The 12,466-nt window shown below is 70.4% G+C and carries 11 protein-coding genes; 3 read left to right on the top strand and 8 right to left on the bottom strand.

The genetic code is table 11. The features are described 5' to 3' along the window. Positions 1-9 precede the first annotated feature (9 nt). The 8 genes from ACFXPL_RS19135 to ACFXPL_RS19170 all read right to left on the bottom strand — a co-directional run bounded on the left by ACFXPL_RS19135 (position 10) and on the right by ACFXPL_RS19170 (position 9,026). A complete protein-coding gene (locus tag ACFXPL_RS19135) occupies positions 10-1,581 on the bottom strand; it encodes a family 43 glycosylhydrolase (RefSeq protein WP_384920394.1) in 1,572 nt (523 codons plus the stop codon). Next, entirely contained in the window at positions 1,578-2,453 is an 876-nt protein-coding gene (locus ACFXPL_RS19140) for a PmoA family protein (protein ID WP_384920397.1), read from the bottom strand. The genes ACFXPL_RS19135 and ACFXPL_RS19140 overlap by 4 nt, the downstream gene beginning before the upstream one ends. Continuing rightward, the gene (locus tag ACFXPL_RS19145) at positions 2,450-3,715 is read right to left on the bottom strand and encodes a Gfo/Idh/MocA family oxidoreductase (protein WP_384920400.1); all 1,266 of its coding nucleotides are present in this window, start codon (positions 3,713-3,715) and stop codon (positions 2,450-2,452) included. The genes ACFXPL_RS19140 and ACFXPL_RS19145 overlap by 4 nt, the downstream gene beginning before the upstream one ends. Next, positions 3,712-4,617 (bottom strand): carbohydrate ABC transporter permease, encoded by a 906-nt coding sequence (locus ACFXPL_RS19150; protein ID WP_384920403.1) that lies wholly within the window; start codon positions 4,615-4,617, stop codon positions 3,712-3,714. Before ACFXPL_RS19150 ends, ACFXPL_RS19145 begins: the two co-directional genes overlap by 4 nt. Further along, a complete protein-coding gene (locus ACFXPL_RS19155) occupies positions 4,614-5,567 on the bottom strand; it encodes a carbohydrate ABC transporter permease (RefSeq protein WP_384920407.1) in 954 nt (317 codons plus the stop codon). The genes ACFXPL_RS19150 and ACFXPL_RS19155 overlap by 4 nt, the downstream gene beginning before the upstream one ends. A gap of 126 nt (positions 5,568-5,693) precedes the next feature. Continuing rightward, positions 5,694-7,475 carry an L-arabinonate dehydratase gene (gene araD / locus ACFXPL_RS19160; RefSeq protein ID WP_384920410.1) on the bottom strand — a complete coding sequence of 594 codons (1,782 nt, stop codon included), beginning with the start codon at positions 7,473-7,475 and terminating at the stop codon, positions 5,694-5,696. Then, positions 7,472-8,383, bottom strand: coding sequence for a dihydrodipicolinate synthase family protein (locus tag ACFXPL_RS19165; RefSeq protein WP_384920413.1), 912 nt, complete (start codon positions 8,381-8,383; stop codon positions 7,472-7,474). Before ACFXPL_RS19165 ends, araD begins: the two co-directional genes overlap by 4 nt. Next, entirely contained in the window at positions 8,370-9,026 is a 657-nt protein-coding gene (locus ACFXPL_RS19170; RefSeq protein WP_384920416.1) for a GntR family transcriptional regulator, read from the bottom strand. The genes ACFXPL_RS19165 and ACFXPL_RS19170 overlap by 14 nt, the downstream gene beginning before the upstream one ends. Before the next feature lie 213 nt (positions 9,027-9,239). Between ACFXPL_RS19170 and ACFXPL_RS19175 the strand changes: the two genes are divergently transcribed. Genes ACFXPL_RS19175 through ACFXPL_RS19185 form a run of 3 tightly spaced genes read left to right on the top strand, consistent with a single transcriptional unit; the run spans position 9,240 to position 12,459 of the window. Further along, a complete protein-coding gene (locus tag ACFXPL_RS19175; protein ID WP_384920419.1) occupies positions 9,240-10,523 on the top strand; it encodes an ABC transporter substrate-binding protein in 1,284 nt (427 codons plus the stop codon). Continuing rightward, on the top strand, positions 10,523-11,521 hold the full coding sequence (locus tag ACFXPL_RS19180; protein ID WP_384920422.1) for a carbohydrate ABC transporter permease: 999 nt from the start codon (positions 10,523-10,525) through the stop codon (positions 11,519-11,521). The genes ACFXPL_RS19175 and ACFXPL_RS19180 overlap by 1 nt, the downstream gene beginning before the upstream one ends. Continuing rightward, complete coding sequence (locus ACFXPL_RS19185) at positions 11,518-12,459, top strand: carbohydrate ABC transporter permease (RefSeq protein WP_384920425.1); 942 nt, start codon at positions 11,518-11,520, stop codon at positions 12,457-12,459. Before ACFXPL_RS19180 ends, ACFXPL_RS19185 begins: the two co-directional genes overlap by 4 nt. Positions 12,460-12,466: the final 7 nt, after the last annotated feature.

Genomic DNA, 12,466 nt, shown 5'->3' on the forward strand with positions numbered 1-12,466 from the left:
TCGTGCGGGTCAGGCGGTGGTGCGGAACGCGGAGAAGGCGGCTGTCCCGGCCGGTCCCGCTCCGGAGGCCGTGGCCGGGGCCGTGGCGAACAGTCCCAGCAGCGCGCCCACCCAGCGCCAGGGCGTGGCCGCGAAGACCTGGCCCGACGGGCGGAATCCGTCCCCCGTATCGGCGGCGAACCGGCAGCGCGCGCCGGGGCCGACCTCGATCCGCAGCGTGGCACGTGCGCCGGGCGCCGGGCGCGGGGCGGCGGCGTCCCGTTCGTGGGGCGCGCCCGTCTCCGCGAAGCGGTGCACCAGCGCGACCGCGCCGTCCGCGCCGCGTTCGAGACCGATCCAGGAGAAGGCGTCGCCGAGCACGGCGAGCCCCGCCTTCGCTCCGGACCCGGCGCCGGCGGCGTCCTCCGTAACCTCCAGGGAGAGCGCGACGGTGACGGTGAACGACTCGGCCGGCAGCCGCTGCACCAGCACGCTGGGAAGCAGCCGCAGATCGTGCGCGTCCGCCGTCCGCAGGCAGGCCAGCCGCAGCCCGTCACCCGGGTGCGGGAGCGTCCAGCCGGACCCCGGGTTCGCGGTCCACTGCCACTGCGGCCCGAAGCGACCGCCGGGGAAGTCGTCGTCGGTGGCGGGCGCCCGTACCGCCGGCGGGTGCGTACGGGCGGGGACGGCGGGCTTCGGGTGGACGGGGACGGGCTCGCCGTCGGCCCCCACGACCGGCCAGCCGTCGTCGTCCCAGCGCATCGGCTGGAGGTGCACGACCCGTCCGTACGCGCCGCGCTCCTGGAAGTGCAGGAACCAGTCGCCGTCGCCCGTGGCATCCGTCACCCAGGCGCCCTGGTGCGGCCCGTTGATCTCCGTACGGCCCTGGGCGAGGACGACCCGCTCCTCGTAGGGTCCGAAGAACTCCCGTGCCCGGAACGCTCCTTGCCAACCCGTGGTGACGCTTCCGGCGGGCGCGAGGATCCAGAACCAGCCGTCGCGCTGGTAGAGCTTGGGCCCCTCCAGGGTGAACCAGCCGGGCAGCAGGTCCCCGTCCACCACCGTCCGGCCGTCGTCGAGCAGTTCCCGCCCGTCGGGGCTCATCCGGTGTCCGGTCAGCCGGTTCTTCACCCCGGAGCGGGACTTGGCCCAGGCGTGCACGAGATACGCCTCGCCGGTGGCCTCGTCCCACAGCGGGCAGGCGTCGATCAGGCCCTTGCCCGCCTTGAGGAGGTACGGGCTGCTCCAAGGTCCGTCAATACCCGGCGAGTTGATCTGGAAGATGCCGTGGTCCGGATCTCCCCAGAAGATCCAGAACCGGCCGTCGTGGTGCCGGAGCGCGGGCGCCCACACCCCGCAGTCGTGCCGGGGCACGGCGAACGCCTCGGCCGGTTCCAACCGCTCCAACGCATGCCCCAGCAGCGACCAGTTGACGAGATCGCGGGAGTGCAGCAGCGGCAGTCCCGGAACCCGGCCGAAGCTGGAGGCGGTGAGGTAGTAGTCGTCCCCGACCCGGATCGCGTCCGGGTCGGACCAGTCGGAGGCCAGCACCGGGTTGCGGTACGTGCCGTCGCCGAGGTCGGCGGTCCACGGCAGGCTCATGCCGCCACCGCCTTGCGGGCCAGGGCCGCCGCGTCCCGGCGGCCGAGCCGGCCGTCCGCGACGACCGTGACGATCCGCCGCGACAGACTGCCGCCCGCGGCCAGCGGCAGCCGCCGCCCCCAGGCCAGCGAGGAACCCACCCCGGGGTACTGGCCGGTGCGGACGAACCAGGGGTCCTGCCGGGTCTCCTCGTTGGCCCCGGCGAAGACCAGCGTCCACTCCCGTCCCGCGAGCGCCACCCACTCCGCGGTGGTCCCGTGCACCGCGGCCTCCCCGGTCGCGGCCCGGGTGAACACCTCGGGCTCCGGGTCCGCCGCGTCCTCCTTCGGAGCCCGCCAGAAGAAGCCGCCGTACCCCGCCCCCGGACGCCCGTTGGTGGCCGGGCTGCCGAACGAGAGGTCCCCGCCGGACACATTGGTCAGCGCCGAGGTGAAGTCGAGGGCCCACGCGTCGGCGGAGAGCGCCAGCACACTGATCGTGCGCCGCTCCTTGAGGAGTTCGCGCCCCTCCCGCTTCCAGGACAGCTCCTGCACACAGCCGTCCGGGTCACGCAGCAGCCAGCCCGTGTGTTCCTGCGCGCCGTGGTTGTCGAGCGCCACCGGGCCCTGGTCGCGTACGTACGTCCGCCCGCCCCAGAAGTTGACGCCCGACACGTCCGGTACGGCCATCGACACCCCGAGGTGGTGTGCGTGGTCGGCGGGGCGCAGCTCGGTGACGGTGACACCGCCGAGGGTCCGTACGGGATGCAGGTACGGGCGGGGCGCGAGCGCCGCCGGCAGCGCCCCGGGACGGTGGTGGTAGCCGGCCACCGGGCGGGCGTCACACCGCAGTGTGGTGACCGCCGGGGCGCGGGAGACCTGTGGCTCGCTCATCGGGGGCGCACCTCCGTCGGCGGCGCGGCCCAGCCGGCGCCCAGTTCGGAAAAGGTGGAGAGGGTGTCCGCACTCGCCGCGACCAGCGCGTCGATGCCCTTGACGACCCGGCGCGGTGCCTTCTCGCCCGGCACGCCGTACCAGGCGTCCGCCGGCAGGGGGGTGGGCAGCGGGCCGGTCCTGATGGCCTCGACGATCCGCATGAAGGCGCCGGTGCGCGGCGCCGGTACGAGCAGTTCCGCACCGTCCCGCAGATGTGCGACCAGGTTCTCCAGCAGGTCCGTACGGCCGTGGACGGACCCGGCCGCGTCCATGGTGTCCGCGCCCGTCCGGCCGTCCGCGCCGCTGTCCGCGTTCTCGCCGCTGTCCGCGTCCGCGTCGCCGTTCCCGTCCGCGCCACCGTCCGTGCGCTCCACGAGGACCCGGTCCTCCTTGTACCAGAAGGTGATCCGGCCCCGGCTGCCGTGCACCACGACGTACGGCTCCCCGGCCTGCTCCGCGCAGAGCGTGACGGCGACCGTGATCCGGGTCCCCCTGGCCGTCCGTACCCGCAGACAGCTCGTGTCGTCGGCCTCGATGTCGTTGGCCCGGAACTGCTCCAGCTCGATCTCCGCGATGTCCTCGGCCCGTTCGCTGCCGTCGAGGCGCAGCGCGGTGGCGACGGCGTGGGCGAGCGGGTTGGTGAGCACCCCGTCCACGACGTCCCGCCCGTTCAGGGAGCGCCGCCCGGCCCACGGCACCCGGCGGTAGTACGCGTCGTCGCGCACCCACGCCCCTGCCGCGCCGATCCCGCGTACGGCACCGATCGCGCCGTCCGCGACGAGGTGGCCGATGGCGTCGAGGGCGTGCGAGCCGAGCGACTGGAACCCGACCTGGCAGGCGGTGCCCCGCTCGGCCAGCCCGGCGAGGAGCCGCTCGTACTCCCCGTACGACGGTGTGGTCGGCTTCTCCAGCAGGGTGTGCACCCCGTGGTCGGCGGCGACGAGGGCGAGTTCGGTGTGCGTGTGGATGGGGGTGCACAGCACGGCGATCCGCGCGCCCGTGCGCTCCAGCAGCCCGGCGAAGTCGTCGGACTGCTCGGGGGTGCCGAACCCGGCCAGCTCCTCCTCGCTCAGCGGCTTCAGCTCGCAGATGCCCACGAGCCTTACCAGACCTGCCTGTTCGAGCCGGCGGATGTTGACGAGATGGGTACGGCCGTGGCCGCGCGCGCCGGCCAGTACGACGGGCAGCGGGACCAGCGGCGGGGGTGCGGGGTGGCTCATCCCTTCACCGCCCCCGCGCTGAAGCCGCTGATCAGCCACTTCTGGATGAACGCGAAGACGATGACCACCGGCACGGCCGAGATCACACCGCCCGCCGCCAGCGCGCCGAAGTCCACACTGTCCGAACCGATGAGGGTGGAGAGCCCGACCGGGATCGTCTGCTTGTCCTGTTCCATCAGGAACATCAGCGCGAACAGGAAGTGGTTCCAGCTGTGCACGAAGGCGAAGGAGCCGACCGCGATCAGCCCCGGCCGCAGCATCGGCAGCACGACGATACGGAACGCCTGGAGCCGTGAGCAGCCGTCCACCCAGGCCGCCTCCTCCAGGGAGTACGGGACGTTCTTGATGAACCCGCTGATCAGGATGATCGACAGCGGGAGCTGGAAGACCGTCTCCGCGATGACCACACTCACGGGTGAGTTGATGAGCTGGAGGTTCTTGAAGATCTGGAAGAGCGGTACGAGCATCAGCGCGCCCGGGATGAACTGCGAGCAGAGCAGCGCCAGCATGAAGCCCTGCTTGATGCGGAAGTCGAAGCGGGCCAGGGCGTAACCGCCGGCCAGCGCGACCCCCGTCGTGAAGATCAGGGTGAAGACGCCGATCAGCGCGCTGTTCTGGAAGAAGACGGAGAAGCTGCGCTCGTTCCAGACCTTCTCGAAGTGGTCGAAGGTCATCGGCCACGGCACCAGGGAGGTGGATCCGGCGGGCCGCAGTGAGAACAGCACCATCCAGTAGAACGGCACGAGGGTGAAGAGGAGGTAGAGGCCGAGCGGCAGGTAGATCTGCCACCGGGGGACCTCGTCGAACCGGCGCTCGCGGCGCCGGCGCCGGGAGGGCGGGGGCACAGGGCCGTCACTCGCGGACACGTCGCTCAGGCCTTTCTCGGCGATGGCGGTGGTCACTTGTGATCGCCTCCGAACTTGCTCAGGCGCAGATAGAGAATCGAGCAGAAGAGGAGGATCGCGAAGGCGACGGTGGTCAGCGCGGTGGCGTAGCCGAAGTCGTGTGCCTCGAACCCGGTGACCGCGACGTACAGCGGCAGTGTGGTGGTGGCACCGGCGGGACCGCCCTTGGTGAGGGTGAGCAGCAGGTCCACGTTGTTGAACTCCCACACCGCCCTGAGCAGGGTGGAGAGGATGATCGCGTCCCTGAGGTGGGGCAGTGTGATGTGGGTGAACTGCTGGAACCGGTTGGCGCCGTCGACCGAGGCGGCTTCGTACAGATCCCCCGGGATGGACTGGAGGTCCGCCAGGATGAGGATCGCGAAGAACGGTACGCCGCGCCAGAGTTCGGCGAGGACGGCCGCCCAGAAGACGGTGCCGGTGTCGGAGAGCACGGACGAGCCGTAGTCGCCGATGCCCGCGTCCGCGAGGTAACGCCCCACGCCCGTCGAGGGGTTGTAGAGCAGCAGCCAGATCGTGGTGGTCAGGACGCCCGAGACCGCCCACGGTGAGAAGACCAGCGCACGGGCCGCGGCCCGGCCCAGGAACGTCTGGTTGACCAGCAGCGCCAGGATCAGACCGAAGGCCAGTTGGAGAGTGACCTCGGTGACGACCCACTTGCCGCTGAAGATCAGGCTGTCCCAGAACAGCGGGTCCTCGGTGAAGATCCGCCGGAAGTTGTCGAGGCCCGCGAAACCGTTCCGCCAGGGCTTGGTGGCGTTGTAGTTCTGCAGGCTGTAGTAGAAGACGCTGAGCATCGGATAGGCGATGAAGCCCAGCATCAGCAGTACGGCGGGGGCGATCAGCAGATAGGGGAGGCGGCGTGGTGTCGCTCCCGTACGGCGTCCCGGCTTACGGGGCCGGGGGGCCTGGGGCGGCGCCCCTGAGTCCTGCGCCACAGCAGAGGCCATGACTTGCTTCTCCGTTCGGTGGGTGAAGCGCTTCGCAGACCGGGGCCGACGGATCGGACCCGGCGGTGTGCGGGGAGGGTCGCGCGAGGCGACGTGGTGGCCGGCTCGGAGTCACCCGGCCGGCTCTCAGCCGACGTACGGGTCGGGCACCTCGCCCGGCCTGGCGAGGAAGGCGAAGTCGCAGCCGGTGTCGGCCTGCGTGATCTGCTCGTCGTAGAGGGCGCCGTAACCGCGCTGGAAGCGGGGCTCGGGCGCGGTCCACTCGGCCCGGCGCCGCGTCAACTCCTCTTCCGGCACGTCCAGATGGAGGCTGCGGGCTTCGACGTCCAGAGTGATGGTGTCGCCGGTGCGGACCAGGGCGAGCGGCCCGCCGACGTACGACTCGGGTGCGATGTGCAGGACACAGGCGCCGTAACTCGTGCCGCTCATCCGGGCGTCGGAGAGCCGCACCATGTCCCGTACACCCTGCTTGAGCAGGTAGTCGGGGATCGGCAGCATCCCGTACTCGGGCATCCCCGGGCCGCCCTTGGGCCCGGAGTTGCGCAGCACCAGCACATGGTCGGGGGTGATCGCGAGCGCGGGGTCGTTGATGGTCCGCTGCATGGTCCGGTAGTCGTCGAAGACCACGGCGGGACCGGTGTGCCGGAGCAGTCGCGGCTCGGCGGCGATGTGTTTGATGACCGCCCCGTCGGGGCAGAGATTGCCTCGCAGCACCGCCACCCCGCCCTCGGACGCGAGCGGCTTCTCCCGGGGGCGGATCACCTCCGGATCGTGGACGAGCGCGCCGGCGAGCTGTTCCCGCAGTGTGGCGTGGGCGACGGTCGGCCGGTCCAGGTGCAGGACGTCGGTGAGCCGGCTCAGGAAGGCGGGCAGCCCGCCCGCGAAGTGGAAGTCCTCCATCAGGTACTGGCCGCCCGGCCGGAGGTTCGCGAGCACCGGTACGGTCCTGGCGATCCGGTCGAAGTCGTCGAGGGTGAGCCGCAGTCCCGAGCGGCCCGCCATCGCGATGAGATGGATCACGGCGTTCGTGGAGCCGCCCAGCGCGAGCACCGTGGCGACCGCGTCCTCGTACGCCTCCCGGGTCAGCAGCTTCGACAGCCGCAGACCGCTGCGGACCAGTTCGACGATCTGCCGCCCGGAGGCGGCGGCCATCCGGTCGTGCCCGGAGTCGACGGCCGGGATCGAGGAGGCCCCCGGCATCGTCACCCCGAGCGCCTCGGCGGCGGCGGTCAGTGTGGAGGCGGTGCCCATCGTCATACAGGTGCCGGGGGAGCGGGCGAGCCCGTTCTCCAGCTCGGCCATCTCGGCGTCGCCGATCAGCCCGGCCCGCTTGTCGTCCCAGTACTTCCACATGTCCGTGCCGGAGCCCAGGACTTCGTTGCGCCAGTGCCCCGGCAGCATCGGCCCCGCCGGGACGAACACGGCCGGCAGATCCACACTCGCCGCGCCCATCAGCAGCGCGGGCGTCGACTTGTCGCAGCCGCCGAGCAGCACCGCGCCGTCGACGGGGTAGGAGCGCAGCAGCTCCTCCGTCTCCATGGCGAGCATGTTGCGGTAGAGCATCGGCGTCGGCTTCTGGAACGTCTCGGAGAGCGTCGCGACGGGGAACTCCAGCGGGAAGCCGCCCGCCTGCCACACCCCGCGCTTCACCGCCTGGGCGCGGTCCCGCAGATGGACATGGCACGGGTTGATGTCGGACCAGGTGTTGAGGATCGCGACCACCGGCTTGCCCAGGTGTTCCTCGGGGAGGTAGCCGAGCTGGCGGGTACGGGCGCGGTGGCTGAACGAGCGGAGCCCGTCCGTCCCCCACCACTGGTGACTGCGCAGCTCATCGGGGCGTACGACGGCGGCTTCCCCGGCCGGTTCCCCGACGGCTTCCCCGGGGACGGGTCCGTTTCCGCGTGTCATATCGCCCACCCCGCGACCAGGGAGGCGACCGCCGCGCGCCGCTCCTCGGGCAGGGCCCGGCTCGGCGGGCGGATGTCGCGCCGGCACAGGCCCAGCGCGGCCAGCGCCTCCTTGACGACGGTCACGTTGTCGGCGGACTGGTGCGCGGCCCGCAGGTCCTCGAAGGGCCTGATCTGTTCCCAGACCTTCATGGCGCCCGCGTAGTCCCCGGCGCGCAGCGCCTCCAGCATCCCCAGCGAGACCGCCGGGGCGACATTGACGAGGCCGGAGGTGAAGCCGGTCGCGCCGCCCGCGAAGTACGAGGGGGCGTACAGCTCGGCGAGGCCCGCGACCCACACGAAGCGTTCGAGCCCGGCGTCGCGGGCGAAGGCGGCGAACCGCGCCGCGTCCGGCACCGCGTACTTCGCACCGATGACATTGGGGCACAACTCCCCGAGTCTCGCGAGGGTTTCGCCGCTGAGCAGCGGATTGCGGATGTACGGTACGACGCCCAGCTCCGGTACGGCGTCGGCGATCGCGCGGTGGTAGTCGATCCAGCCGTCCTGCGAGACGTAGGGGTGCACGGGCTGGTGGACCATCACCATTCCGGCGCCCGCGGCCCGCGCGTGTTCGGCGGCGGCCACGGCGGTGGGCACTTCGAGGCCGATGCCGACGAGGATCGCGGCCTCGCCCGCGGCCTCCTCGATGGTCAGCTCCGTGACGGCGCGCCGTTCGTCGGGGCTGAGCGCGTAGTACTCGCCGGTGTTGCCGTTCGGTGTGAGGGTGCGGACGCCGCCGTCGAGCAGCCTGCGGAGCAGGGCGCGGTGTGCGGCGGTGTCGATGGTGTCGTCGGCGGTGAACGGTGTCACGGGGATCGCCACGACATCGGCGAGCGCGTCCCGTGACGATGTGAGATCAGGGCTCTTCATGCGTGGTCTCTCCTTCGGGGAACGCCCGGTGCAGGAACGAGGCGATGTGGTCGTGGAGGGCGCCGGCCGCGCCGTCGATGTCACCGGCGAGGGCGAGCCGCAGGATCTCGCGGTGCTCGCCCGCCTCCCGCTCCCAGGACGGGACGGTGGCCCAGGCCACCGTCGAGACGAGGGCCGCCTGGTCGCGCACCTCGTCGAGCATCCTGGCCAGCAGCGGATTTCCGCAGGGCAGATAGAGGGACCGGTGGAACTCCCGGTTGGCCAGGGAGCGTTCGGCCCGGTCGGCCGCCTGGTCCGCGCGCAGGAGGGCTTCCCTGGCGGGCTCCAGCGAGGCGCCCCGGCCCAGGGAGCGCCGTAGCGCCGCCGGTTCCAGCAGCAGCCGTACGTCGTAGACCTCGTGGGCCATCGCGGCGTCGACCGTGCGGACGGTGGCGCCCTTGTACTGGCTCATGACGACCAGGCCCGTGCCGGCCAGGGTCTTGAGCGCTTCCCGCACCGGTGTCTTCGACACCCCGAACCGCGCGGCCAGTTCGGTCTCGACCAGGGCCTGACCTGGACTGAGCCCGCCGGTGAGGATGGCGTGCTTGATCGCTTCCTGGACGTACTGGGTGCGGGAGGGGATCGGACTCGGGGCGAAGGCCATGGGCGCTCTCAGATCTCGCGTCTCATATATGACGTACGAAGTACGACGCGATGAAGCTAGAGCGGTCGTTCATGTTTCGTCAATGCTTCGGACCGAAGTGGAAAGCGCTTCGACAGATGTCGTCCGAACCATTGACGTGCGGCCCACAGGTCCCTAATTTCTAGCGGCAAGCGCTTACCTAAAACGATTCAATTCCGGAGTGAGGGGCGAGCTATGCCTACGTCGGGGAGCGTCGACAGACGCGGCCTGCTCAAGATCGCGGGTGGCTCACTCGCCGCACTCGGCCTGACCGCGGCGGGCTGCGGCTCCGGAAGTGGATCGAGTGGCGGGAACGTCACCCTGCGGTACGCGTGGTGGGGGTCCGAGGACCGCGCGAAGCGGATCAACCGGACCATCGCCCTCTTCGAGGAGAAGTACCCGAAGATCAAGATCAAGACGGACTTCCAGCCCTACGCCGACTTCTGGAAGAAGTTCAACACCCAGGCCTCCGGCGGCAATCCGCCCGACGTCTTCCAGAACGCCGTCGGCTTCCTGCGCAAGTACGACCAGAAGAACGTCCTGCTCGACCTGAAGGGGCAGGTGAGCGCGGGCAACCTCAGCATGGACGGCTTCCGGGCCGGCCTCGCCACCTTCGGCGAGGTGGACGGCAAGCTGCTCGGGGTGCCGGTCGGCAGCAACTCCATGGCGCTGGTCATCGACGAGAAGGTGTACGAGAAGGCAGGCGTCGCCCCGAAGCCGGGGTGGACCTGGGACGACTTCGACGCGGCGATGCGCAGGATCCACGACACCCAGGGCGTGGCGGGCGACAGCGGGATGTACGGCGTCATGTACCTCTACGACCTCTACCTCCGCCAGCACGGCAAGGCGTTCTTCACCGCGGACGGGCTCGGCTTCACCGAGGCCGACCTCACCCAGTGGTGGACCAAGGCGCATGCCGGGGTGAAGTCGGGCGTCTACACGGACCCGAAGAAGATCGCGCAGGTCAGGCCCAAGTCCGCGGTGGCCGCCGAGATCGCCGCCGGCGAGTTCACCTGGGACAACTTCACCGTCCGCTACACCGCCGAGGGCAAGAGCGCCTACGGCCTCGCGCCGATCCCGACCACCGACGGCAGGAAGACGGGCCAGTACCTCGGCTCGCTGATGCTGAGCGGTTCCCGGCGGACCCGGCATCCGGCGGAAGTCGCCCAGTTCATCGACTTCATGGTGCACGAGCCCGAGGTCGCCAGGATCATGGGTTACGACCGGGGTGTGCCCACGACCACCGCCCAGTACGAGGCGTTCAAGCCCACCGACGAGGTGAACCGGCAGATCGCCGCCTACGAGCAGCGGCTCGTCGACACCGGTGTGCTGGAGCCGATCACCCCGCATCCGGCCGGCGCGGACGTCGCCGAGTCGGCCTTCCTGCGGATCGCCGAGGAACTCGCCCTGGACAAGCGGTCCGTGGACGACGCGGTGAAGCAGTTCTTCACCGAGTCGAAGACCGCGCTCGGCTCCTGATGGTCCCCACGGCGGTGAGCGAGGCACCCACCGCGGGGGAGCCCCGTGCGAGGGGCGCCACCCCGGGAGCCGGCCAGGACCGCCCCGGACCCCCCGCCGCCGGACGGCGGGGCCGCCGGGAGAACCTGGCCGGCTATCTCTTCATGTCGCCCTGGATCGCGGGCTTCCTGATCCTCACCGCGGGGCCGATGATCGCCTCGCTCTACTTCGCCTTCACCGACTACAACCTCTTCGACACGCCGAAGTGGATCGGGTTCGACAACTTCACCGAGATGTTCGGGGATTCCCGCTGGCGCCACTCGGTCTCCCTGACGCTCTGGTACGTGGTCGTCGGCACCCCGCTCAAGCTGGCGGCGGCGCTCGGGGTCGCGCTGCTGCTCAGCCAGAAACGCCGCGGACAGGCCTTCTACCGGGCCGCGTTCTACGCCCCGTCCCTGATCGGGGCGAGCGTCTCCATCGCCATCGTCTGGAAGGCGATCTTCTCCGACGACGCCGTGGTCGACCGGGCGCAGCGGCTCTTCGGCCTTCCGGCGGGCGGCTGGGTCGGCGACCCGGACATGATCGTATACAGCCTGGTGGCCCTCACCGTCTGGCAGTTCGGCGCACCCATGGTCATCTTCCTCGCGGGGCTGAAGCAGGTACCGGTCTCGCTCCACGAGGCGGCGGAGGTCGACGGCGCGGGACCACTGCGCCGGTTCTGGAACATCACCCTGCCGATGATCTCGCCGGTGCTCTTCTTCAACGTCCTGCTGGAGACCATCCATTCGTTCCAGATCTTCGGCTCGGCGTACATCCTCGGCGGAGCGGGCGGCACCTGCGGCCCGGCCGACGGCACGCTCGTCTACACCTGTTACCTCTACATCCAGGGCTTCGAGAACAGCCGGATGGGGATGGCCTCGGCCATGGCCTGGATGCTGCTGCTCGCCGTCGGACTGGTGACCGCGGTGCTGTTCTGGTCCCAGAGACGCTGGGTGCACTACGAGGAGGCGACCCGATGAGCAGGGAGCGTACGCAGTCCTCCCCGGCACCGGCGGCCGGGCCGCCCGTACCGGCGCCGGTACGGCTCCCGGACCCGGCCGGGGCGGTACGGGCCGCCTTCCGCCGCCGGAGCGCCGGCTCGCTGGCCTGGCACCTCGGCTCGCTTGCCGTCCTCGCGGTCGTCCTCTACCCGGTGTTCTGGGTGATCGGCGGCTCGTTCAAGCCGAACGACCAGATCGTGGGCAGCCTGGACCTCTTCCCGGTGGCCCCCATCACCGAGAACTACACCCGCCTCGCCGACGGCATCGCGGACATCCCGATCACCACCTTCTTCGTCAACTCGACCGTGCTGGCGCTGGGTTCGGTGGCCGGGGTGCTGATCTCGTGCTCGCTGGCGGCCTACGCCTTCGCCCGGATCCGGTTCGCGGGGCGCAATCTGCTCTTCGCGCTCATGATCGGGACGCTGCTGCTGCCGTACCACGTCCTGCTGATCCCGCAGTACGTGCTCTTCCAGAAGCTCGAACTCATCAACACCTACACGCCGTTGCTGCTGGGCAAGTATCTGGCCACGGACGCCTTCTTCGTCTTCCTGATGATGCAGTTCATGCGGAATCTGCCGAGGGAGCTGGACGAGGCGGCGCGGCTGGACGGCTGCGGGCACGCGCGGATCTACTGGTCGATCGTGCTGCCGCTGTGCCGTCCCGCCCTGATCACCAGCGCGATCTTCACCTTCATCAACGCGTGGAACGACTTCATGGGCCCGCTGATCTATCTCAACGAGCCCGAGAAGTACACGGTTTCCCTCGGGCTGAAGATGTTCGTCGACCAGGACGGGGTCGCCAACTACGGCGGCATGATCGCGATGTCGCTCATCGCCCTGCTGCCCGTGCTGCTCTTCTTCCTCGCGTTCCAGCGCTATCTGATCGACGGCATGGCGACCTCCGGACTGAAGGGCTGAGCCGCTG

The sequence above is a fragment of the Streptomyces sp. NPDC059092 genome (genome assembly GCF_042756365.1).
GTDB lineage: Bacteria > Actinomycetota > Actinomycetes > Streptomycetales > Streptomycetaceae > Streptomyces.